Raw genomic sequence first — 22,338 nt, 5'->3', positions numbered from 1 at the left:
ACGTCACCGTGTGGCGCCGGTGTAGTCGACCTGCCAGTGCTTGATCCCGTTGAGCCAACCCGACCGCAGCCGCTCGGGCTCGCCGATCGGCTTGAGGTCCGGCATGTGATCGGCGACCGCGTTGAAGATCAGGTTGATGGTCATGCGGGCCAGGTTCGCGCCGATACAGTAGTGGGCGCCGGTGCCGCCGAAGCCGACATGGGGATTCGGGTCGCGCAGGATGTTGAAGGTGTGCGGGTCTTCAAAGACCTCTTCATCGAAATTGGCCGACCGGTAGGACATCACCACCCGCTGACCCTTCTTGATCTGCACGCCGGCCAACTCGGTGTCCTCGTTGGCGGTGCGCTGGAAGGCCGATACCGGAGTGGCCCACCGGATGATCTCGTCGGCGGTGGTCGATGGGCGCTCCTTCTTGAAGAGCTCCCATTGATCGGGGTTGTTCGCCATGGCGATCATGCCGTGGGTGATCGAGTTCCGAGTGGTCTCGTTACCCGCCACCGCGAGCATGACCACGAAGAAGCCGAACTCGTCATCCGAGAGCTTCTCGCCCTCGATGTCGGCCTCGATGAGCGTGGTGACGATGTCGTCGGTGGGGTTCTTGCCCCGCTCCTCGGCCATCGCCATCGCGTACGTGATCAGCTCCATGGACGACTGCGCGGGATCGACGTGGGCGTACTCGGGGTCGGTGCCACCGGTCATCTCGTTGGACCAGCGGAAGAGCTTGTCGCGATCCTCCTGGGGAACGCCGAGCAGGCCCGCGATGGCTTGCAGCGGCAGCTCGCACGAGACCTGCTCGACGAAGTCGCCGCTCCCCTCGGCCGCCGCGGTCTTGGCGATGTTCTGGGCGCGCTGGGCCAGCTCGGCCTCCAGCCGTCCGATGGCCCGCGGCGTGAACCCGCGGGAGATGATCTTGCGCAGCCGGGTGTGGTGGGGTGCGTCCATGTTGAGCATGACGCTGCGCTGCAGCTCGACCTGCTCCCGTTTCATCTCCGGCGGCCACGTCGGGATGGCGCCGTTCATCCAACTCGAGAAGATGTCGCTGCGTTTCGACACCTCCTTGACGTCGGCGTGCTTGGTGACGAGCCAGTATCCGTGGTCCTCGAAGCCGCCCGAGCCGCCCGGGATGTCGACCCAGTGGATCGGCTCCGCCTTGCGCAGCTGGGCGAGTTCCTCAACGGGCAACCCTGCGAGGTTGACGTCAGGGTCAAGGAAGTCGAAGTCGGCGGGAATGTTGGGGGGTGCCATGATGTGTGCGCTCCTCAATTGCAACGTGTTCTAGTGCCAGTAAAACACGGCTCCTGCGCAGATAAAAGGCAGGTCACCATCCTCGCTTGTCAGAGTAATGAAACGTGTTCTAGCCTGACGGAATGGGTAACCCGGTAATCGTCGAAGCCACCCGCAGCCCGATCGGCAAGCGCAACGGATGGCTGTCAGGCCTGCACGCCACCGAGCTGCTTGGTGCGGTGCAGAGGGCACTGGTTGAGAAGGCCGGCATCGACGCCGGCGACGTCGAACAGGTCATCGGCGGCTGCGTGACGCAGTTCGGCGAGCAGTCCAACAACATCACGCGCGTCAGCTGGCTCGTCGCGGGCCTGCCTGACCACGTCGGCGCGGCGACCGTCGACTGCCAGTGCGGCAGCAGCCAGCAGGCCAACGGCCTGATCGCGGGCCTGATCGCGGCGGGCGCCATCGACGTCGGCATTGCGTGCGGAATCGAGGCGATGAGCCGCGTCGGGCTCGGCGCCAACGCCGGCCCCGATCGCGGGATCCTGCGGCCCGCGTCGTGGGACATCGACCTGCCCGACCAGTTCACCGCGGCCGAGCGGATCGCCAAGCGGCGCGGCATCACCCGTGACGACATCGACCAGTTCGGCTACCAGTCGCAGGCCAAGGCCAAGCGGGCATGGGAGGAGGGCCGTTTCGACCGCGAGATCTCTCCGATCGAGGCGCCGGCGCTCGACGAGAACAAGCAACCGACGTCGGAGCGGGTCACCATCTCGCGCGATCAGGGCCTGCGTGAGACGACGCTCTCGGGCCTGAGCTCGCTCAAGCCGGTCATCGAGGGCGGGATCCACACGGCGGGGACGTCGTCGCAGATCTCCGACGGTGCCGCTGCCGTGTTGTGGATGGACGAGGACAAGGCCAAGGCGCTCGGATTGCGGCCGCGCGCCCGCATCATCAGCCAGGCGCTGGTCGGCGCCGAGCCCTACTACCACCTGGACGGCCCGGTGCAGTCGACGGCCAAGGTGCTGGAGAAGGCCGGCATGAAGATGGGCGACATCGATATCACCGAAATCAACGAGGCGTTCGCGTCGGTCGTGCTGTCCTGGGCCCGGGTGCACAATCCGGACATGGACAAGGTGAACGTCAACGGCGGTGCCATCGCGCTGGGCCACCCGGTGGGCAGCACGGGCAGCCGGCTGATCACCACGGCGCTGCACGAGCTGGAGCGCACCGACCAGAGCACCGCGCTGATCACCATGTGCGCGGGCGGTGCCCTGTCGACCGGCACCATCATCGAGCGCATCTAGCTCGTCTTGATCGTCTCGGAATCCAGCCGCATCGCCGCGGCGCAGTCCTACATCGACGCGCTCGTCAGCCATGACGGCGACTCCGTTCCGTTCGCCGCCGGCTGCACCCGCATCGAGCAGGGCGTCAAGAACGGATTCTCCGGAAACCACTTGCGCCGCAGCCTCAATCGCGGGGCTCAGTACCGATTGCTCAAGGAAACGACGCCGCCGGACTACCGAATCGACGGCGACCGGGTGCACGCGGCCTACGCCGTGCTGACCAAGGCGGCGTTCGGCGGTCGGCGGCTGGCCGCACGGGTCGACGAGACGTTCGTGATTCCCGCCGAAACCCCGAGCGGCAGAGCCGAAATCCACCACATCAAGGTTCGCTTCCAACCGTTCATTCAGCAGGGCCGCTAACGACGCAGCCCGCAAAGCGGGGTGCGGGGCGCCGGCCAGATCGAGCACAGAGGAACATCATGCCCAAACCGAAACCACGCTCGTTGAATGCTCCTTGGGTCAGCTTCATCATCAAGTGGATGGCCAAGGGCAACACGTGGATCTACCGGCGCAGCAACGGGAGATTCGGCAGCACCTTCCAGAACGCTCCCGTCGCACTGCTCACCACCACGGGCCGCAAAACGGGTGAACCCCGGGTGAGCCCGCTGCTCTACCTGCGCGAAGGGAACCGGGTGGTGTTGGTCGCCTCGAAGGGCGGCAGCGACAAGCACCCGCTGTGGTACCTCAACCTCAAGGCCAATCCCAAAGTCTCCGTGCAGATCAAGGACGATGTGCTACAACTGCAGGCCCGCGATGCCACCGAGGCCGAGCGCGCGCAGTACTGGCCGAAACTGGACGCCATGTACCCGTCGTTCGACGACTACCGGTCCTGGACCGATCGGGTCATCCCCATCGTGATCTGCGACCCCTGACGTTTCCCTTGCCCCAGGTGGGGAATCATCCTGGGCAAGATGCCGAACTGGATTCGCAACTCCCGGGCGGTCGGTCTGCTGCTCAAATACTTCGCGCGCGCACACATCTGGGTGTACCGCCGAACGGATGGCCGGATCGGCGCGAGGCTGGTGCGGTTTCCGGTGGCGTTGCTGACGACGACCGGACGAAAGTCCAACGAGCCGCGGACCACCGCGACCCTGTATCTGCGCGATGGCGATCGGGTCATTCTGCCGGCTTCCTTCGGCGGGCGGCAGGAGCATCCTCTGTGGTACCACAACCTCAAGGAGAATCCCGAGGTGCGAGTCCAAATCCGTTCCCAATCAATGGATCTGGTGGCCCGCGACGCCACCGACCATGAGCGGGAACGCTATTGGCCGCCACTGATGCGGATGTACCCGCCCTACCGCAAGTACCGCGCGGTCACCGACCGGGTCATCCCGCTCGTGGTGTGCGAGCCGCCGCGTTGAGCGTGCGGCACACATAAAACGTTTCTCGAGAGGGAGAAGCGAGGCCGCCGGTCTCTGCTACCCGTCGAGCCCGCAGGCAAGGTCTTGACTGATCATCTCGTCGTGTGTGACGATTTCGTCAGAAATATCGACGTTGCCGTAGGTCCGGCCGCGCGCTGTGAGGAGAACCGATGCGTCGCAAACCGGCCGGTGTCCCGGTATACAAGCCAGACATCTACTCCACCGACGCAATCCTCGATCCATACCCGCATTACCAGCGCCTGCGCGACCTGGGGCCGGTGGTCTGGTTATCCAAACAGAAGGCGTACGCGCTGCCCCGCTACGCCGAGTGCAAGGCAGTGTTGCGGGATGACCAGACGTTCCTATCGGGCAGGGGTGTATCGCTGAATCCGATCACCAACCGCTTGTCCCAGGGCACGACGCTCAACAGCGATGGCGGTGAGCACGATCGTCGACGCAAGCTGGTCGCTCACCGGCTGTTACCGCGCGTGTTGCGCGCGATCAGCGACAGTGTGGAAGCTACTGCCGCCGAGGTCGTCGATGCGGCGCTCAGCAAGGGTGAGGTCGATGGCGTGACCGACCTCGCCGCCGCGCTGCCACTGGCCGTGGTGCCCGACCTCATAGGCTGGCCCCGGAATCATCGCGATCACCTAATCGAATGGGGCGGAGCCACTTTCGATGTCCTCGGTCCACTTAACTGGCACGCGATCAGATCGACGCCCCAAGCGTTGAAGATGCTGCGCTTCGCGCGCCGCGTCGTTCGCCAACGCGCCGTTCTCGACGGCAGCATGGCACACGAGCTCCTGAGGGCCGCCGACGAAGGCAAGCTGTCTCACCGCGAGTGTCCGCCGCTGATGGTCGACTACCTAGCCCCGTCGATAGACACCACCATGAGCGCCATCTCCAGCGCTTTGTACTTGTTCGCCAGCCACCGCGAGCAATGGCAGCTCCTGAAGGAGGAGCCTGCGCTGATGACGAACGCCATCAATGAGATCGTCCGCTACGAGCCACCACTGCGTGCATTTGCGCGTTGCGTGGGCCGTCAGGCCGAAATCTCCGGCGTGACAATGCCGTCGGGAGCCCGCGTCCTGGTGATGTACGCCTCGGCCAACCGAGACGAACACGAGTGGGCGAAGGCCGAGGTCTTCGACATCCGCCGCGACGCCAGCCGTCAGATCGGATTCGGCCAAGGGGCGCACGCCTGCGCCGGCCAAGGTCTGGCGCGCTTGGAAACGGCAGCCATGCTGCGCGCGCTGATCGATCGCGTCGACCGCATCGAGGTCGCGGGTACACCGACCTGGGCGATCAACAACATCATTCGCCGCCACCAAGCCCTGCCACTCAAGCTGCTTCCCGCATAGGCTTCGCCCGCGAGAATGCGCGTGCCGTGCCGGCTACTGATCTCCGGACTAGGCCCCGTACACCGGTACCGGCGGGCGCGCCTTGGCGAGCAGGTCGGCGACGACGGGCCCCAGTTCCGCGGGGTCCCACTTCGCGCCCTTGTCGATCTGCGGTCCGTGCGCCCAGCCCTCGGCGACCCGGATCTTGCCGCCCTCGACCTCGAACACCTTCCCCGTGACGTCGCGGGATTCGGCGCTGCCCAGCCACACCACCAGGGGTGAGATGTTCTCCGGCGCCATCGCGTCGAAATCCTGGTCCTGCGTTGCCATCATCTCGGCGAAGACGGTCTCGGTCATGCGGGTGCGGGCCGACGGTGCGATGGCGTTGACGGTGACGCCGTAGCGGCCCATTTCGGCCGCGCCGACCAACGTCAGCGCCGCGATGCCGGCCTTGGCGGCGCTGTAGTTACCCTGTCCGACGCTGCCCTGCAGGCCGGCACCCGAACTGGTGTTGACGATCCGCGCGTCGACGGTTTTGCCCTCTTTGGACAACCCGCGCCAGTACGACCCCGCATGCCGCATGGCGGCGAAGTGACCCTTGAGATGCACGGCGATGACGGCATCGAACTCTTCCTCGCTGGTGTTGGCCATCATCCTGTCGCGCACGATGCCGGCGTTGTTCACCAGGACATCCAGGCCACCGAAGGTGTCTACGGCGGTCTGGATCAGGCCCGCGGCTTCGTTCCAGTCGGCGATGTTGGATCCGTTGGCGACGGCTTCCCCACCGGCCGCGGTGATTTCGTCGACCACGCCCTGTGCGGCGCTGCCGCCGCCGGCCGGTGAGCCGTCGAGGCCCACGCCGATATCGTTGACCACCACGCGGGCGCCTTCGGCCGCGAAGGCCAGCGCATGCGCGCGACCGATACCGCCGCCCGCTCCGGTGACGATGACGACGCGGCCGTCAACCACTCCCATTGTTCGTGTCTCCTCTACTTGATCGCGCTGGCGTTTGTTGTGGCCAGATAGTGCGGCGGCTCACCGCCGCCGTGCACCTCCAGCGAGGCACCGCTGATGTAGGACGCCGTGTCCGACGCCAGAAACGCTGTGGCCCAACCGATGTCTTCGGGCTTGGCCAACCGGCCCAGTGGCACGTTCTTTGAGATCGCGGCGATAGACTCGGCATCACCATAGAAAAGCTCGGACTGCTCGGTCTCCACCATGCCGACCACGCAGGCATTCACCCGGACCTTCGGCCCCCACTCCACCGCCAGTGTCTGCGTGAGGCTTTCCAAGCCCGCCTTGGCCGCCCCGTACGCGCCGGTGCCGGGCGACGGCCGTCGACCACTCAGGCTGCAGATGTTGATGATCGACCCGCCGCGGTCCTGGTTTTGCATTTGGGCGTTCGCGTGTTGCGAAACCGACAGCGCGCCAATCAGATTGAGCTCGATGATCTTGCGGTTGAACTTCGCGCTGGACTCCGCGGTCAGCACGTACGGCGAACCGCCCGCATTGTTGACCACGACGTCGAGCCGGCCGTGTTCGTCGACGATGGAGTCGATCAGCGCCTTGACGGCGTCGTCATCGCGGACGTCGCACGAGTGAAACTCATAGGGCAGGCCCTCGACGGGCCGCCGTGCGCAGGTGATGACGGTTGCGCCCTGCGCGGCGAAGACCGCACTGATGCCGGCACCCACTCCGCGGACCCCGCCGGTGACCAGAACCACCCGCCCGGCCAGCCCCAAGTTGATGGCGTCGGGTGCTTCGGCGCGAGTCACTGTGCTAGCGTACCAAGCAAGTGCTTGCTTAGGTAGTTACCCCACAAGGAAGTGGCACCGTGCCCATCACATCCAAAACCACCGAACCGGGCATCGTCGCGGTCACCGTCGACTTTCCCCCGGTCAACGCCATCCCGTCGCGCGGCTGGTTCGAACTGGCCGACGTCATCACGGCCGCCGGTCAGGACCCCGAGACTCACGTCGTCATCCTGCGGGCCGAGGGCCGTGGCTTCAATGCCGGAGTCGACATCAAGGAGATGCAGCGCACGGAGGGATTCACCGCGCTGATCGACGCCAACCGCGGTTGCTTCGCCGCCTTCCGCGCGGTCTATGAATGCGCGGTGCCGGTCGTTGCCGCCGTGAACGGGTTCTGCGTCGGCGGCGGCATCGGCCTGGTCGGCAACTCCGACGTCATCGTGGCCTCCGACGACGCCACGTTCGGGCTGCCCGAGGTGGAGCGCGGCGCCCTGGGCGCGGCCACCCACCTCTCTCGGCTGGTGCCGCAGCACCTGATGCGGCGGCTGTTCTTCACCGCCGCCACCGTGGACGCCGCCACCCTGCACCACTTCGGTTCGGTGCACGAGGTGGTGCCGCGCGACCAGCTGGACGAGGCCGCGCTACGGGTTGCCCGCGACATCGCCGCCAAGGACACCCGCGTCATCCGCGCGGCCAAGGAGGCGCTCAACCTCATCGACGTGCAGCGGGTCAACTCGAGTTACCGCATGGAGCAAGGGTTTACGTTCGAGCTCAATCTGGCCGGGGTGGCCGACGAGCACCGCGACGCGTTCGCCGGTACGGCGAAGGGTGAGAAATCTTGAGCGACAAGAGAACCACCCTCGACGAAGCCGTCGGGCAGTTGCGCAGCGGCATGACCATCGGCATCGGCGGCTGGGGCTCGCGGCGCAAGCCGATGGCGTTCGTGCGGGCCATGCTGCGTACCGACGTCACCGACCTCACGGTGGTCACCTACGGCGGACCCGACCTCGGCTTGCTGTGCTCGGCCGGCAAGGTCAAGCGCGTCTACTACGGCTTCGTCTCGCTCGACTCCCCGCCCTTCTACGACCCGTGGTTCGCCAAGGCCCGCACCAGCGGCGCCATCGAGGCCCGGGAAATGGACGAGGGCATGCTGCGTTGCGGCCTGCAAGCCGCGGCGCAACGCCTGCCGTTCCTGCCGATTCGTGCCGGGTTGGGCAGCTCGGTCCCCGACTTCTGGGAGGGCGAACTGCAAACCGTGACCAGCCCCTACCCCGCGCCCGAGGGCGGCTACGAGACGCTGATCGCCATGCCGGCGCTGCGCCTGGACGCGGCCTTTGTGCACCTCAATCTCGGTGACTGCCAAGGCAATGCGGCCTACACCGGTATCGATCCCTACTTCGACGACCTGTTCCTGATGTCCGCCGACCAGCGCTTCCTGTCGGTGGAGCGTGTCGTCTCCACGGAGGAGTTGGTCAAGGCTGTTCCCCCGCAGGCCCTGCTGGTGAACCGGATGATGGTCGACGCCGTGGTGGAGGCGCCCGGCGGCGCCCACTTCACCACCGCCGCACCGGATTACGGCCGGGACGAGAAGTTCCAGCGGCATTACGCCGAGGCGGCCTCGACCGAAGAGGGCTGGCAGAAGTTCGTCCAGACCTACCTGTCGGGCAGCGAGGACGACTACCAGGCGGCGGTTCGCGCATTCGCAGAGGAGGCCTGAAAGTGAGCAGCACCCGCGCCGAAGTGTGCGCAGTCGCCTGCGCCGAATTATTCAGGGACGCCGGAGAAATCATGGTCAGCCCGATGACGAACATGGCTTCGGTCGGTGCGCGGCTGGCGCGGTTGACCTTTTCACCCGACATCTTGCTGACCGACGGCGAGGCGCAGCTGCTGGCCGACACCCCGGCCCTGGGCAAGACCGGACCCGTCGAGGGCTGGATGCCATTCGGCCGGGTCTTCGAGACGCTGGCCTGGGGGCGGCGGCACGTGGTGATGGGTGCGAATCAGGTTGACCGCTTTGGCAATCAGAACATCTCGGCGTTCGGTCCGCTGCAACACCCGAGCAGACAGATGTTCGGCCTGAGGGGTGCGCCAGGTAACTCGATCAACCATGCGACCAGCTATTGGGTGGGCAACCATTCGACGCGGGTGTTCTGCGAGGCCGTCGACGTGGTCTGCGGCATCGGCTGGGACAAGGTGGACGCGGACAATCCGGCCTTCCGGTTCGCCAACACGTACCGGGTCGTGTCCAACCTGGGCGTGTTCGACTTCGGCGGCCCGGGCCGCACGATGCGCGCGCTGACGCTGCATCCCGGGGCGTCACCCGACGACGTTCGTGAGGCCACGTCGTTCGACGTGCACGGCGTCGACGAGGCCGGCGAGACCAGGCTACCGACGGACGAAGAGCTCCACCTGATCCGCGAGGTGATCGACCCGAAATCCCTGCGCGACAGAGAGATACGTTGATGAAGTTGCGCACGCCGCTGACCGAGCTGGTCGGTGTCGAGCACCCGGTGGTCCAAACCGGGATGGGCTGGGTGGCCGGCGCCCGGCTGGTGGCCGCCACGGCCAACGCGGGCGGCCTGGGCATCCTGGCTTCGGCCACCATGACACTCGACGAGCTGGCGACGGCCATCGGAAAGGTCAAGGCCGCCACCGACAAACCGTTCGGGGTGAATATCCGCGCCGACGCCGCGGACGCCGGCGACCGCGTCGATCTGATGATCCGCGAGGGCGTGAAGGTGGCGTCGTTCGCCCTGGCGCCCAAGCAGGAGCTGATCGCGCGGCTGAAAGAGGCCGGGGCGGTGGTGATTCCGTCGATCGGCGCAGCCAAGCATGCGCGTAAGGTCGCGGCCTGGGGCGCCGATGCGATGATCGTGCAGGGCGGCGAGGGCGGTGGACACACCGGACCCGTCGCCACGACGTTACTGCTGCCGTCGGTGCTGGACGCCGTGCAGGGCACCGGAATCCCGGTGATCGCGGCGGGCGGGTTCTTCGACGGGCGCGGGCTGGCGGCCGCGCTGAGTTACGGCGCGGCCGGGGTGGCGATGGGCACGCGCTTTCTGCTGACCTCCGATTCGACCGTGCCCGAAGCGGTTAAGCGCCGCTACCTCGAAGCGGCGCTGGACGGCACGGTGGTGACCACGCGCGTGGACGGCATGCCGCACCGGGTGCTGCGCACCGGGCTCGTCGAGAGGCTGGAAAGCGGTTCGCCGGTGCGGGGTCTCACCGCGGCCGTGCGCAATGCGGCGAAGTTCAAGCACATGTCGCAGATGACCTGGCGGTCGATGATCCGCGACGGCGTGGCGATGCGCCACGGCAAGGAGATGACCTGGTCGCAGGTGGTGATGGCGGCCAACACCCCGATGCTGCTAAAGGCGGGGCTGGTCGAGGGCAACACCGAAGCCGGGGTGCTCGCCTCCGGCCAGGTGGCCGGCATCCTCGAGGACCTGCCGTCGTGCGCCGAGCTGATCGACTCGATCGTGCGTGACGCGATCGGACACCTGCAGTCGGCGTCCGCGCTGATCGAATCCGGCGACTAAAGACCCTGGCTCCGGCGCGGGCTCGCGATCATCGTGGAGTCATGAGTGCGCTACTACCTGAAGCCTGGCCGAAGCCGTTGCTGGGCGCGATCCGTGTTTCCAACAGATACCTGCTCAACCCACTGATGCTGCGCCTGGCCGGCCACAAACATTGGTACGCATCGGCCATCCGCCACACCGGACGACGATCGGGCAAGCAGTACGCCACGCCGGTCGTGGCGGACCGGACGGCCGACGGGTTCGTCATACCGCTGCCCTATGGCACCGGAGTGGACTGGTTGCAGAACGTCCTTGCCGCTGGGCGAGCGACCATCTCCTCCCAGGGCGAGAGTTACGACGTCGCGCAGCCCGAGGTGATCGACGCGGAGGCGGCCTTGCCCATGCTGTCGGCCGACCGGAAACGCACGTTCGCCCGGCTCGGCATCGCGCATTACCTCAGAGTCCGGGATGCTTCGGCGCCGAACTGAGCTCGGCGCTGTTCGTCGAGACTTAAACCACGCACACGCTTTTCGGCGTGTCGTGTGCCTGGTTTAAGTGTCGCGACGAAAGACGAAGCCCCGAAGGCGCTACAGCCGCTCGATGATAGTGACGTTCGCGGTGCCCCCGCCCTCACACATCGTCTGCAGGCCATAGCGGCCGCCGACGCGCTCGAGTTCGTTGAGCATGGTGGCGAACAGCTTGGCGCCGGTCGCGCCCAGCGGATGCCCAAGGGCGATCGCGCCGCCATTCGGGTTGACCTTCTCCGGGTCGGCCTTGATCTCCTTGAGCCAGGCCATCACCACCGGCGCGAACGCCTCGTTGATCTCGACGGTGTCGATGTCGTCGATCGACAGCCCGGCCTTCTCCAGCGCGTGGCGCGTGGCCGGGATGGGCCCGGTCAGCATGAACACCGGGTCGGCGGCGCGGGCGCTGATGTGGTGGATGCGCGCGCGAGGGGTCAGTTTGTGGTCCTTGACGGCCTGCTCGGAAGCCAGCAGCACCGCGCTCGCGCCGTCGGAGATCTGGCTTGCCATCGCCGCCGTCAGCCGGCCGCCCTCGACGAGCGTCTTCAGGCCGGCCATCTTCTCCAGCGACGACTCGCGCGGGCCCTCGTCGACCCGGAACGGCCCGGATTCCGTTTCGACGGTGATGATTTCGTTGTCGAAGTGACCGCCGCGGATCGCGGCGAACGCGCGCTCGTGGCTGGCCAGCGCGTAGCGCTCCATCTCCTCGCGCGACAGGTTCCATTTCTCGGCGATCATCTCCGAGCCGCGGAACTGAGAGATCTCCTGGTCGCCGTAGCGGTGCAGCCACTGCTTGGACTCGTTGGTCGGGGAGGTGAACCCGAACTGTTCTCCCACGGTCATGGCCGACGAGATCGGGATCTGGCTCATGTTCTGCACACCGCCGGCCACGATGAGGTCGGCCGTGCCGGCCATGATGGCCTGTGCGCCAAAGGAAATCGCCTGCTGGCTGGAGCCGCACTGCCGGTCCACGGTGACGCCGGGAACCTCTTCGGGGTAGCCCGCGGCCAGCCACGAGAGCCGGGCGATGTTGCCCGCCTGCCCGCCGATGGCGTCGACGCAGCCGGCGATCACGTCGTCGACGGCGGCGGGGTCGACGTCGACCCGGTCGAGCAGCCCACGCCAACCAAGGGCGCCGAGGTCCACGGGATGCACCCCGGCCAGCGATCCGTTGCGCTTGCCGATCGCGGTACGTACAGCGTCGATGACGTACGCCTCTGCCATTTGTCAGACTCCTTCTTTGGTAATCCCACCGAGAACGATGGCGAGGTATTGCTGACCCACCTGTTGTGCGGTGAGGGGTCCGCCTGGTTGATACCAGCGCACCGACACCCACGTGGTGTCACGAATGAAACGGTAGACCAGGTCGACGTTGAGGTCGGGCTGGAAGTAGCCCTCGTCGATGCCCTGGTTGATCACCTCGAGCCACATCTTGCGCTGCTGGCGGTTCATGTCCTCGATATAGGAGAACCGGGGCTGCGACAACAACCGTTGGGCTTCGTCCTGATAGATCACGACCTGCGCGTGCCGATGCTCGATCGCCTCGAACGACGCCATGAACAGCCCCTTGAGCCGCTCCAGCGGGTTGGCCTCGCTGTCCACGATCTCGCTGTAGCGGGCGAACAACCAGTCCAGGAAACTGCGCAGCACCTCGTCGACCATCTCCTCCTTGGAGGAGAAGTGGTGATAGAGGCTGCCGGAGAGGATTCCCGCGCTGTCCGCGATGTCGCGCACGGTGGTGGCGCGCAATCCACGCTCGGCGAACATGGTCGCGGCGAGCTCTAACAACTCGTCGCGACGGCTGTTTGCCTGACCGGCCACTCGGTCCACCCGATCAGAGTATCAACCAAGCGCTTGCTTGGCCAGCTGCCCACTCACGGATGCTGGCTGGACACCGAGATGACCTCGCCGGTCAGGTAGCTCGAGTAGTCACTGGCCAGGAACGCGATGGTGGCCGCGACCTCCCACGGCTCGGCCGCCCGCCCGAACGCTTCACCGGCCGACAGCCGATCGAGCAGATCGGACGAGGTCGTCTTGTCCAGAAACTTGTGCCGGGCGATGCTCGGGGACACCGCGTTGATCCGCACCCCGTATTCGACGGCTTCGATCGCGCTGCAACGGGTTAGCGCCATCACGCCCGCTTTGGCGGCCGCATAGTGCGCCTGCGAGTGCTGCGCCCGCCAGCCCAGAACGCTTGCGTTGTTGACGATCACCCCACCGTGGTCCGCTTCGCGGAAGTAGCCCAGCGCCGCCCGGGTGGCCCGGAACACCGACGACAGCGTCACGTTCAGGACGCGGTCCCACTCGTCGTCGGTCATGTCGACCACCGGCGTCTGACCGCCCAGCCCGGCGTTGTTGACCAAAACGTCCAGTCGGCCCATCCGGGCGGTGGTCGACGCGATCAGCGCGTCCACCTGCGCGCTGGACGTCACGTCGCACAGCACGCTCTCGACCCGGCCCAATCCCAACGCGGACAGCTCGTCGGCGGTCTCCCCCAGCCGTCGTTCGTGGTGGTCGGACACCACCACGTCGGCGCCCTCGACCAGCGCCCGTCGCGCCGTCGCCGAGCCGATCCCGGTGCCGGCGGCCGCGGTTACGACGACCACCTTGCCTTGCAGAAGCCCGTGCCCGGCAACCTCTTTCGGAGCTTCGGACAGGGTCATCCCTTTACCTCCCGGGGCAGGCCGAGCACCCGCTCGGCGATGATGTTGCGCTGGATCTCGTTGGAGCCGCCGTAGATGGTGTCGGCGCGGGTGAACAGGAAAAGCCGCTGCCACTCGTCGAATTCGCCGTTCGACAAGGTCAGCCCCGGCTTGCCGATCACGTCCATCGCCAGCTCACCCAGATCGCGATGCCAGTTGGCCCACAACAACTTCGACACGTTGTCCTGGCCGGGCTGCTCAACGTCCATGGTGGCCAGCGCATACGAACGCATGGCCCGCAGCCCGGTCCACGCCCGCGTCAGCCGCTCCCGGATGAATGGGTCGTCGGCGGCGCCGTTGCGCTGCGCAAGGTCGGCCAGGTTGGAAAGCTCACGGGCGTAGCGAATCTGCTGCCCGAGTGTCGACACGCCGCGCTCGAAGGTCAGCGTGCCCATGGCGACCCGCCAGCCGTCGCCGGGCTGGCCGACCACCAGATTGGCGTCGGTGCGGGCGTCGTCGAAGAAGACCTCGTTGAATTCCGAGTCGCCGGTCAGCTGGATGATCGGGCGGACCTGCACACCCGGCTGATCCAGCGGCACCAACAGATACGACAGCCCGGCGTGCCGCTTGGAACCCTTCTCCGTGCGAGCGACCACGAAGCACCACTGCGCCCAGTGCGCCAACGAGGTCCACACCTTCTGGCCGTTGATCACCCACTGGTCACCATCCAGCTCGGCGGTGGTGGAGACGTTGGCCAGGTCGCTGCCGGCGCCGGGCTCGGAATAGCCCTGACACCACAGCTCGGTGACGTCGAGGATCTTCGGCAGGAAGCGCTGCTGCTGCTCGGGCGTCCCGAAGGCGATCAGCGTCGGCCCGAGCAGCTCCTCGCCGAAATGGTTCACCTTGTCCGGGGCATCGGCGCGGGCGTACTCCTCGTAGAACGCCACGCGGTGCGCGGTCGACAGCCCGCGGCCGCCATGTTCCACCGGCCAGCCCAGGCAGGTCAGGCCGGCCTTGGCCAGATGCCGATTCCACGCCCGGCGTTCTTCGAACGCCTCGTGCTCGCGCCCCGGTCCGCCAAGACCCTTGAGAGCTGCGAATTCGCCGACCAGATTGTCGGCGAGCCAACCGCGGACCTCCGCCCGGAACTCCTCGACGTCCTGCATGCCCTGTAGGCTAACCTACCAAGCACTTGCTTTGTTAGAGGAGCATTCATGGGGAGCGATCCGCGCACCGTACCGGCGGCGCTCGATCGTTTGGCGCAGCAACTCCCCAATCATGACGCGTTGATCACCGACGAGCGGTCGTTCACGGCGGCCGCACTGCGCGACGAGGTGCACCGGGCGGCGGCCGCGCTGATCAGCCTCGGCGTGCAAGCGGGGGACCGCGTGGCGATCTGGTCGCCGAACACCTGGCACTGGGTGGTGGCCTGCCTGGCGATCCACCACGCCGGTGCGGCCATGGTGCCCCTGAACACCCGCTATACCGCCGAGGAAGCCGCCGACATCCTGGCGCGCACCGCAGCGCCCGTGCTGTTCGGGATGGGGCGATTCCTCGGCCACGATCGCGTCGCCGACCTGGACCGCTTGGGCCCGGAAGCCCTGCCCGCGCTGCGGCGCATCGTGCGGATCCCGATCGAGGCTGACGACGGAACGTGGGACGACTTCATCTCGCGCGGCTCGGACGTCAGCGCGGTCGCGGCCCGCGCCGCTGCGGTCACGCCCGACGACGTCAGCGACATCCTGTTCACCTCGGGCACCACCGGCCGCAGCAAAGGGGTGCTCTGCGCGCACCGGCAGTCGCTGTCGGCCTCGGCGTCGTGGGCCGCCAACGGCAAGATCACCAGCGACGACCGCTACCTGTGCATCAACCCGTTCTTCCACAACTTCGGGTACAAGGCCGGCATCCTGGCCTGCCTGCAGACCGGGGCGACGCTGATCCCGCACCTGACCTTCGACCCGCTGCGCGCGCTGCAGGCGATCGAGCAACACCGCATCACCGTGCTGCCCGGACCGCCCACCATCTATCAGACCCTGCTGGACCATCCGCAGCGCAAGGACTACGACCTGAGCTCGCTGCGGTTCGCGGTGACCGGAGCGGCCACCGTTCCCGTCGTGCTGGTCGAGCGCATGCAGTCCGAGCTCGACATCGACATCGTGCTGACCGCTTACGGGCTGACCGAGGCGAACGGCATGGGCACGATGTGCCGGGCGGACGACGACGCGGTCACCGTCGCCACGACGTGCGGGCGCCCATTCGCCGACTTCGAATTGCGCATCGAGGCAACAACTCCCGGAGAAGCGGGTGAGGTGCTGCTGCGCGGGCCGAACGTCATGCTGGGTTACCTCGACGACCCGGCCGCCACCGCGGCCGCCATCGACCCCGACGGCTGGCTGCACACCGGTGACATCGGTGCCGTCGACGCGGCCGGCAACCTGCGCATCACCGACCGGCTCAAGGACATGTACATCTGCGGCGGATTCAATGTCTACCCCGCCGAGGTCGAGCAGGTGCTGGCCCGGATGGAGGGGGTCGCCGACGCCGCCGTGATCGGGGTTCCCGATGAGCGCCTCGGCGAGGTCGGGCGGGCATTTGTGGTGACCAGGCCCGGCTTCGACCTCGACGAGCAGTCCGTGATCGCTTACACCCGTGAACATTTGGCGAACTTCAAGGCGCCGCGGTCGGTGCGGTTCGTCGACGCGTTGCCGCGCAATCCGGGCGGCAAGGTGGTCAAACCACAACTGCGAGAGTGGACGTGAAGTGGATCTGGAACTAGACGAAGAGACCCTGGCGTTTGCGGCCGAGGTGCGGGACTTCTTGTCGGCCAACGCCGATTCGATCCCGACGAAGTCCTACGACTACGCCGAGGGCTTCGCCCAGCACCGGCAGTGGGACCGCGTGCTGTTCGACGCCGGGCTGTCGGTGATCACCTGGCCCAAGAAATACGGGGGCCGCGACGCGCCACTGCTGCACTGGGTGGTGTTCGAAGAGGAGTACTTCCGCGCCGGCGCCCCGGGACGCGCCAGCGCCAACGGCACCTCGATGCTGGCGCCGACGCTGTTCGCCCACGGCACCGAAGAGCAGCTGGACCGCATCCTGCCGAAAATGGCCAGCGGCGAACAGATCTGGGCTCAGGCGTGGTCGGAGCCGGAATCCGGCAGCGACCTGGCCTCGCTGCGATCCACCGCAACCAAAACCGACGGCGGCTGGCTGCTGAACGGGCAGAAGATCTGGAGTTCCCGCGCGCCGTTCGCGGAAATGGGCTTCGGGCTGTTCCGGTCGGACCCGACGGCCGAGCGGCACAACGGCCTGACGTACTTCATGTTCGACCTGAAGGCCAAGGGCGTCACCGTGCGACCCATCGTCCAGCTGGGCGGCGACACCGGCTTCGGCGAGATCTTCCTCGATGACGTGTTCGTCCCCGATCACGACGTCATCGGCACCCCGAACGAGGGCTGGCGGGCGGCCATGAGCACCTCGAGCAACGAACGCGGCATGTCCCTGCGCAGCCCGGGCCGCTTCCTGGCGACCGCCGAGCGGCTGGTGCAGCTCTGGAAGGACAGCGGCTCTCCCCCGGCCTTCGCCGACCGCGTCGCCGATGGCTGGATCAAGGCACAGGCCTACCGGCTGCAAACCTTCGGCACGGTGACCAGGCTGGCCGACGGCGGTGAGCTGGGCGCCGAATCGTCGGTGACCAAGGTGTTCTGGTCGGACCTCGACGTGGAGCTGCACCAGACCGCACTCGACGTGCTCGCCGCCGACGGCGAGCTCGCCGGCAATTGGACCGATGGCCTGCTGTTCGCGCTGGGCGGCCCGATCTACGCCGGCACCAACGAGATTCAGCGCAACATCATCTCGGAGCGGCTGCTGGGCCTGCCCCGCGAGAAGTCCGGGGGCAAGAAGTGAAATTTGCGCTAGACGAACAGCAGCGCGACTTCGCGGCCAGCATCGACGCCGCCCTGGGCGCGGCCGACCTGCCCGGCGTGATCCGCGCGTGGTCGGCGGGCGATACCGCGCCCGGCCGCAAGGTGTGGGGCCAGCTGGCCGACCTGGGTGTCACCGCGCTGGCGGTCCCCGAGAAGTTCGACGGCATCGAGGCGCATCCGGTCGACCTGGTGGTCGCACTCGAACGCCTGGGACGGTGGTGTGTGCCCGGCCCGGTGGCCGAATCCATCGCCGTGGCACCGGTTTTGCTCGCCTCTGACGATCAGGCCGAGCGCTGCGCCGCCCTGGCCTCCGGTGAGCTGATGGTCACCGTCGCGCTGCCGCCGCAGACACCGCGCGCGGTGGACGCCGTCACGGCCGGGCTGGTGCTGGTGGCAACCGACGAGGGCGTCGCCGAAGCGACGCCGGGTGACCGGCACGAGTCGGTCGACCCGAGCCGGCCCCTCTACGACGTGACCCCAGCCGGCCGGGCCTGGCAGGCGGATCTTCGGCGCGCCTACGAGTTCGGGGCGCTGGCCACCGCCGCACAGCTGGTCGGCGCGGCCGAGGCGCTGCTGCGCGATACGGTCGACTACGCCAAGCAGCGGTCGCAATTCGGCCGGGTGATCGGTTCCTATCAGGCGATCAAGCACAAGCTCGCCGACGTGCACATCGCGATCGAGCTGGCCCGCCCGCTGCTGTATGGCGCGGCCTTATCACTCGAGCCCCGCGACGTCAGCGCGGCCAAGGCGGCGGCGGCCGAGGCGGGCCTGCTGGCCGCGCGGTCGGCGCTGCAGACCCACGGCGCGATCGGGTTCACCCAGGAACACGACCTGTCGCTTTGGTTGCTGCGGGTGCAAGCATTGCGTTCGGCCTGGGGTACGCCCGAGGCGCATCGGCGGCGAGTGCTGGAGGCGCTATAACCATGACTCGCGGCGCGACGATGCAGAGTGTAGCGATGTGGGGGTACCACCCGCTTGCGGGGGAGAGGAGCGGCGCTCGTGAGTGAAGAACGGGAGATGCTGCGGGAGACCGTCGCGACCCTGGTGGCCAAGCACGCGAACCCGGCGGCGGTGCGCGCGGCGATGGAGTCCGACCGCGGCTACGACGAGTCGCTGTGGCAGCTGCTGTGTGAGCAGGTGGGCGCCGCCGCGCTGGTGATCCCCGAGGAGCTGGGTGGAGCGGGCGGCGAACTGGCCGATGCCGCAACGGTTTTGCAGGAGCTGGGCCGGGCGCTGGTGCCTTCCCCCCTGCTGGGCACGACGCTGGCGGAGCTGGCCCTGCTGGCCGCGCCCGAGCCCGACGCCGAGACGCTGGGCGGCCTCGCGGAGGGCACCTCGATCGGCGCGCTGGTGCTCGACGCCGACTATGTGGTCAACGGCGATATCGCCGATGTCGTAGTCGCTGTCGACGACCGCCAGTTGAGCCGGTGGACGCGATTCGGCGCGCAGCCCGTCACCACCATGGACCCGACCCGGCGGCTCGCGCAGCTCAAGGCCGAGGCGACCGAACCGATCGGCGCCGACCCCGGCATCGCCGACAGCGCGGCCATCCTGCTGGCCGCCGAGCAGATCGGCGCCGCCGAACGCTGCCTGGAACTCACCGTCGAATACGCCAAGAACAGAGTGCAATTCGGCCGTCCGATCGGCAGTTTCCAGGCCCTCAAACACCGGATGGCCGATCTGTACGTCGCGATCGCCGCGGCGAAGGCCGTCGTTGCGGACGCTTGCAACGAGCCCACCCCGACCAACGCGGCCACCGCGCGCCTCGCCGCGACCGAGGCGCTGTGCACCGCCGCCGCCGAAGGCATCCAGCTGCACGGCGGGATCGCGATCACCTGGGAACACGACATGCACCTGTATTTCAAACGCGCCCACGGCAGCGCGCATCTGCTCAGCACACCGCAAGAACTGCTCGCACGACTGGAAGCCGAGGTGCTCGAGACGTCGTGAACGACCACGTCGCGCTGCGCGCCGCCATCCCGCCCTTCTATGTGATGGACGTATGGCTGGCCGCGGCCGAACGCCAGCGCAGCCACGGCGACCTGGTGAACCTGTCGGCCGGCCAGCCCAGCGTGGGAGCGCCGGAGCCGGTGCGCGCGGCCGCGGCCTCCGCCTTGCACCTCAACGAGCTCGGTTACACCGTGACGCTGGGAACCCCCGAGCTGCGCGCGGCGATAGCGGCGGATTACCAACGCCAGCACGGGCTTCGGGTCGAACCCGACGACGTGGTGGTCACCACCGGTTCTTCCGGCGGATTCCTGCTCGCGTTTCTGGCGTGCTTCGACGCCGGTGACCGGGTGGCGCTGGCCAGTCCTGGCTACCCGTGCTACCGAAACATCCTGTCCGCGTTGGGATGCGAGGTGGTCGAAATCCCCTGCGGGCCGCAGACCCGCTTCCAGCCCACCGTGCAGATGCTCGCCGAACTCGACCCGCCGCCCCACGGCGTGATCGTCGCCAGCCCGGCCAATCCCACCGGAACCGTGATAGCGCCGTCCGAGTTGGCCGCCATAGCTTCGTGGTGCGAGACGTCCGGGGTGCGACTGATCAGCGACGAGGTTTACCACGGCCTGGTCTACGAGGGGGCGCCGCAGACCAGTTGCGCCTGGCAGACATCACGAGACGCCGTGGTGGTCAACAGCTTTTCGAAATACTGGGCGATGACCGGTTGGCGGCTGGGCTGGATGCTGGTGCCACCGGCGCTGCTGCGAGCGGTGGACCGCCTGACCGGCAACTTCACCATCTGCCCGCCGGTGCTGTCGCAACTCGCCGGGGTGGCGGCCTTCACCCCCGAGGCGATCGCCGAGGCCGACGGCAACCTGCACCACTACGCGACCAACCGCACGCTGCTGCTCGATGGGCTGCGCCAGATCGGCATCGACCGCCTCGCGCCCACTGACGGCGCGTTCTACGTGTACGCCGACGTGTCGGACCGCACCAACGACTCGATCGCGTTCTGCTCGAAACTGTTGGACGACACCGGGGTTGCCATCGCGCCGGGGATCGATTTCGACACCACGCACGGCAACTCATTCGTCCGGTTGTCGTTCGCCGGGCCGACCGGCGACATCGAAGAGGCGCTGCGGCGGATCGGCCCCTGGCTCTAGGCGTCCAGGATCTTGTCCAGGCGAGCCTCGAGGGCACCGCGGTCGCCGACGTCAGACACGTTGATGCCGAACCGGCCGATGAGGGTATCCACCACCGCCGCCGCGTCGTCCAGGCGGATCTTCTCGCTGGCGTCGGCGCGATGGATGGCCAGGTTCCGACCGGCCAGGTTCAGTCGGGCGTCGTCGGTGACGCGCGCGGCCGTCAGACCGGTGACGAAGTGCGACGAGGGATGCGTCGAGACGAACCAGCTGCCCACTTGCAGGTCGACGTCCGGCGCGGTCCGGGAGCTGAACTCGTAGAGCGGTTGCCACTCGCCGCGGACCTGGGCCTGCAAGACCAGGCCGTCGCCGCGGTCCTCCAGCCGGTAAGGCTCGTGCGTCGTCTGCTGCACGCTGCCGGTCTCGATGCGCAGTGGCGAGGTGGGTGTCTGGCCACCGAAGCCCACGTCGACGAGGTACGAAGCGTGGGAGCCGGGGAACGTCACCGCCAACACGGTGTGCGTCTGCGGCGGTGACGGCGCGTCGAGCGGCCGCATCCACACCACCCGGCCGGCCAGGCGCCGCACGCGGAAGCCCAACTCGGTCAGCACGTAACCCATCAAGCCGTTCTGCTCGTAGCAGTAGCCACCCCGGCCCCGCCGAACCAGCTTGCCGGCGAGGGCGCCCGGGCTCAGGTCGTCGACGGGCACACCCAGCAGCGGATCGAGGTTTTCGAATGGAATCGCTTTGGTGTGCGCGCTCACCAAGGCCCGCAATACGTCGAGGTTGGGCGCCGCGGCACCGCCATAACCGATGCGATCGAAGTACTCGCCCAGCTCCAGCGTCATACGGCCATTCTGCTGCCAACGCCACCGGCAGGCGTGCGACGGCCGGTAGCGGGTATGCCGTCCCTAGCCCCAAGCCTTGGTCCGAAGGAGGAACCCGTGCCCGACGTCGACCTCTATCTCGATCCCGTCTGTCCTTTCTCCTGGGTGACAGCGCGCTGGCTGCGCGACGCCGCACAATCGACGCACACACCGGTCGCCCTGCGGCAGATGAGCCTGGCGGTGCTCAACGAGGGCCAGGACAAGGACGCCAAACAGCAACGCATGATGGAGCGGTCGACACGGCTGGGACGCCTGTTCGCCGCGGCCGTCGCCGAGCGAGGACCGGACGCGTTTGCGGGCCTCTACGACTCGATCGGTCGCCGGATCCATGTGCGGCAGGAGGACCTCACCGCAGCAGGAATCCGGGAAGCCCTCGCCGAGAACGGCCTCGAAGAGAGGCTTGCCGAAGCCCTCGACGACAGCGGCTTCGACGACGCGGTCAAGCGGGCGCACCAAGCCAGCCAAGACGCCTTGGGCGACGAGGCCGGCAGCCCGATCATCGCGATCGACGGCCACGCGTTCTCCGGCCCCGTCCTGACCCGAACACCGAACACGCAGGACGGTATTCGCTTGCTGGAGGCCGTGCTCACCATCGCTGGCGTTCCGGAATTCGCAGAGCTGCAACGGCCCCATCAGGGCCCGCCGACCATCGACGCCTGAGCGCGACCGACGCGCGTCGTCGGCTAACTCTCCCGGCCCGGGCCCGCGGCCGGGTGAACGAAGGTTGCCGAAAGAG

General features: G+C 67.5%; 24 protein-coding genes. 16 read left to right on the top strand and 8 right to left on the bottom strand.

Going from position 1 to position 22,338, the window contains the following annotated elements; all coding sequences use genetic code 11:
- Window positions 1–3: 3 nt before the first annotated feature.
- Window positions 4–1,245 (bottom strand): cytochrome P450, encoded by a 1,242-nt coding sequence (locus A5781_RS10070; RefSeq protein WP_067204383.1) that lies wholly within the window; start codon window positions 1,243–1,245, stop codon window positions 4–6.
- A gap of 122 nt (window positions 1,246–1,367) precedes the next feature.
- On the opposite strand from A5781_RS10070, the gene A5781_RS10065 reads away from it, so the two are divergent.
- The 5 genes from A5781_RS10065 (at window position 1,368) to A5781_RS10045 (ending at window position 5,292) form a co-directional block, all read left to right on the top strand.
- Window positions 1,368–2,531, top strand: coding sequence for a steroid 3-ketoacyl-CoA thiolase (locus A5781_RS10065; protein ID WP_067204378.1), 1,164 nt, complete (start codon window positions 1,368–1,370; stop codon window positions 2,529–2,531).
- Between the two features lie 6 nt (window positions 2,532–2,537).
- Window positions 2,538–2,930, top strand: coding sequence for a hypothetical protein (locus A5781_RS10060; protein WP_067204376.1), 393 nt, complete (start codon window positions 2,538–2,540; stop codon window positions 2,928–2,930).
- Between the two features lie 59 nt (window positions 2,931–2,989).
- Window positions 2,990–3,442 (top strand): nitroreductase family deazaflavin-dependent oxidoreductase, encoded by a 453-nt coding sequence (locus A5781_RS10055; protein WP_067204373.1) that lies wholly within the window; start codon window positions 2,990–2,992, stop codon window positions 3,440–3,442.
- Window positions 3,443–3,481: 39 nt separating this feature from the next.
- Window positions 3,482–3,931, top strand: coding sequence for a nitroreductase family deazaflavin-dependent oxidoreductase (locus A5781_RS10050; RefSeq protein ID WP_067204370.1), 450 nt, complete (start codon window positions 3,482–3,484; stop codon window positions 3,929–3,931).
- A 170-nt stretch (window positions 3,932–4,101) separates the two neighbouring features.
- Window positions 4,102–5,292 carry a cytochrome P450 gene (locus A5781_RS10045; protein WP_067204367.1) on the top strand — a complete coding sequence of 397 codons (1,191 nt, stop codon included), beginning with the start codon at window positions 4,102–4,104 and terminating at the stop codon, window positions 5,290–5,292.
- A gap of 48 nt (window positions 5,293–5,340) precedes the next feature.
- On the opposite strand, the gene A5781_RS10040 is transcribed toward A5781_RS10045, so the two are convergent.
- Both A5781_RS10040 and A5781_RS10035 read right to left on the bottom strand, forming a co-directional pair.
- On the bottom strand, window positions 5,341–6,246 hold the full coding sequence (locus A5781_RS10040) for an SDR family oxidoreductase (RefSeq protein ID WP_067204364.1): 906 nt from the start codon (window positions 6,244–6,246) through the stop codon (window positions 5,341–5,343).
- Between the two features lie 14 nt (window positions 6,247–6,260).
- Window positions 6,261–7,046: an SDR family oxidoreductase gene (locus A5781_RS10035; RefSeq protein WP_369817707.1), complete on the bottom strand. Its 786-nt coding sequence runs from the start codon at window positions 7,044–7,046 to the stop codon at window positions 6,261–6,263.
- Between the two features lie 59 nt (window positions 7,047–7,105).
- On the opposite strand from A5781_RS10035, the gene echA20 reads away from it, so the two are divergent.
- From echA20 to A5781_RS10010, 5 genes are read left to right on the top strand one after another with little or no spacing between them, the layout of a single operon-like run.
- Window positions 7,106–7,864 (top strand): (7aS)-7a-methyl-1,5-dioxo-2,3,5,6,7,7a-hexahydro-1H-indene-carboxyl-CoA hydrolase, encoded by a 759-nt coding sequence (gene echA20 / locus A5781_RS10030; protein ID WP_067204361.1) that lies wholly within the window; start codon window positions 7,106–7,108, stop codon window positions 7,862–7,864.
- Entirely contained in the window at window positions 7,861–8,739 is an 879-nt protein-coding gene (ipdA, locus tag A5781_RS10025; RefSeq protein ID WP_067204358.1) for a cholesterol ring-cleaving hydrolase subunit IpdA, read from the top strand. The genes echA20 and ipdA overlap by 4 nt, the downstream gene beginning before the upstream one ends.
- A 2-nt stretch (window positions 8,740–8,741) precedes the next feature.
- Window positions 8,742–9,485 carry a cholesterol ring-cleaving hydrolase subunit IpdB gene (ipdB, locus tag A5781_RS10020; RefSeq protein ID WP_067204356.1) on the top strand — a complete coding sequence of 248 codons (744 nt, stop codon included), beginning with the start codon at window positions 8,742–8,744 and terminating at the stop codon, window positions 9,483–9,485.
- Window positions 9,485–10,561, top strand: a complete 1,077-nt coding sequence (gene ipdC, locus A5781_RS10015; protein WP_067204353.1) for a (3aS,4S,5R,7aS)-5-hydroxy-7a-methyl-1-oxo-octahydro-1H-indene-4-carboxyl-CoA dehydrogenase — start codon at window positions 9,485–9,487, stop codon at window positions 10,559–10,561. The genes ipdB and ipdC overlap by 1 nt, the downstream gene beginning before the upstream one ends.
- A 41-nt stretch (window positions 10,562–10,602) precedes the next feature.
- A complete protein-coding gene (locus A5781_RS10010; RefSeq protein ID WP_067204350.1) occupies window positions 10,603–11,028 on the top strand; it encodes a nitroreductase in 426 nt (141 codons plus the stop codon).
- Window positions 11,029–11,127: 99 nt separating this feature from the next.
- Here A5781_RS10010 and fadA6 read toward each other — a convergent pair whose 3' ends face one another.
- From fadA6 to ipdE1, 4 genes are read right to left on the bottom strand one after another with little or no spacing between them, the layout of a single operon-like run.
- Window positions 11,128–12,288: a steroid 3-ketoacyl-CoA thiolase FadA6 gene (fadA6, locus tag A5781_RS10005; RefSeq protein ID WP_067204347.1), complete on the bottom strand. Its 1,161-nt coding sequence runs from the start codon at window positions 12,286–12,288 to the stop codon at window positions 11,128–11,130.
- Between the two features lie 3 nt (window positions 12,289–12,291).
- Entirely contained in the window at window positions 12,292–12,894 is a 603-nt protein-coding gene (gene kstR2 / locus A5781_RS10000) for a TetR family transcriptional regulator KstR2 (RefSeq protein ID WP_156624522.1), read from the bottom strand.
- 44 nt (window positions 12,895–12,938) lie between these two features.
- A complete protein-coding gene (gene ipdF, locus A5781_RS09995; protein ID WP_067204340.1) occupies window positions 12,939–13,727 on the bottom strand; it encodes a (5R,7aS)-5-hydroxy-7a-methyl-1-oxo-2,3,5,6,7,7a-hexahydro-1H-indene-carboxyl-CoA reductase in 789 nt (262 codons plus the stop codon).
- Window positions 13,724–14,872 carry an acyl-CoA dehydrogenase IpdE1 gene (ipdE1, locus tag A5781_RS09990; protein ID WP_067204337.1) on the bottom strand — a complete coding sequence of 383 codons (1,149 nt, stop codon included), beginning with the start codon at window positions 14,870–14,872 and terminating at the stop codon, window positions 13,724–13,726. The genes ipdF and ipdE1 overlap by 4 nt, the downstream gene beginning before the upstream one ends.
- 48 nt (window positions 14,873–14,920) lie before the next feature.
- Here ipdE1 and fadD3 point away from each other — a divergent pair, with 48 nt between their 5' ends.
- The 5 genes from fadD3 to A5781_RS09965 all read left to right on the top strand — a co-directional run bounded on the left by fadD3 (window position 14,921) and on the right by A5781_RS09965 (window position 20,736).
- A complete protein-coding gene (fadD3, locus tag A5781_RS09985) occupies window positions 14,921–16,465 on the top strand; it encodes a 3-((3aS,4S,7aS)-7a-methyl-1,5-dioxo-octahydro-1H-inden-4-yl)propanoate--CoA ligase FadD3 (RefSeq protein ID WP_067204334.1) in 1,545 nt (514 codons plus the stop codon).
- Window position 16,466: 1 nt separating this feature from the next.
- On the top strand, window positions 16,467–17,612 hold the full coding sequence (locus A5781_RS09980; protein WP_067204331.1) for an acyl-CoA dehydrogenase family protein: 1,146 nt from the start codon (window positions 16,467–16,469) through the stop codon (window positions 17,610–17,612).
- Window positions 17,609–18,553, top strand: a complete 945-nt coding sequence (locus tag A5781_RS09975) for an acyl-CoA dehydrogenase family protein (RefSeq protein WP_067204327.1) — start codon at window positions 17,609–17,611, stop codon at window positions 18,551–18,553. Before A5781_RS09980 ends, A5781_RS09975 begins: the two co-directional genes overlap by 4 nt.
- Window positions 18,554–18,631: 78 nt before the next feature.
- Window positions 18,632–19,582 carry an acyl-CoA dehydrogenase family protein gene (locus A5781_RS09970; RefSeq protein ID WP_067204324.1) on the top strand — a complete coding sequence of 317 codons (951 nt, stop codon included), beginning with the start codon at window positions 18,632–18,634 and terminating at the stop codon, window positions 19,580–19,582.
- Window positions 19,579–20,736: a pyridoxal phosphate-dependent aminotransferase gene (locus tag A5781_RS09965; RefSeq protein WP_067204321.1), complete on the top strand. Its 1,158-nt coding sequence runs from the start codon at window positions 19,579–19,581 to the stop codon at window positions 20,734–20,736. The genes A5781_RS09970 and A5781_RS09965 overlap by 4 nt, the downstream gene beginning before the upstream one ends.
- Here A5781_RS09965 and A5781_RS09960 read toward each other — a convergent pair.
- Window positions 20,733–21,563, bottom strand: coding sequence for an arylamine N-acetyltransferase (locus tag A5781_RS09960; RefSeq protein ID WP_067204318.1), 831 nt, complete (start codon window positions 21,561–21,563; stop codon window positions 20,733–20,735). The genes A5781_RS09965 and A5781_RS09960 overlap by 4 nt on opposite strands.
- A 96-nt stretch (window positions 21,564–21,659) precedes the next feature.
- On the opposite strand from A5781_RS09960, the gene A5781_RS09955 reads away from it, so the two are divergent.
- Complete coding sequence (locus A5781_RS09955; protein ID WP_067204315.1) at window positions 21,660–22,262, top strand: DsbA family protein; 603 nt, start codon at window positions 21,660–21,662, stop codon at window positions 22,260–22,262.
- The last annotated feature ends 76 nt before the right edge of the window (window positions 22,263–22,338 follow it).

Origin of the sequence: Mycobacterium sp. 852002-30065_SCH5024008 (assembly GCF_001665645.1) — a bacterium.
Taxonomy (GTDB): Bacteria; Actinomycetota; Actinomycetes; order Mycobacteriales; family Mycobacteriaceae; genus Mycobacterium; species Mycobacterium paraffinicum.
The sequence above is the reverse complement of the archived record's forward strand: the minus strand, read 5'-3'. Positions and strand labels throughout refer to the sequence as shown.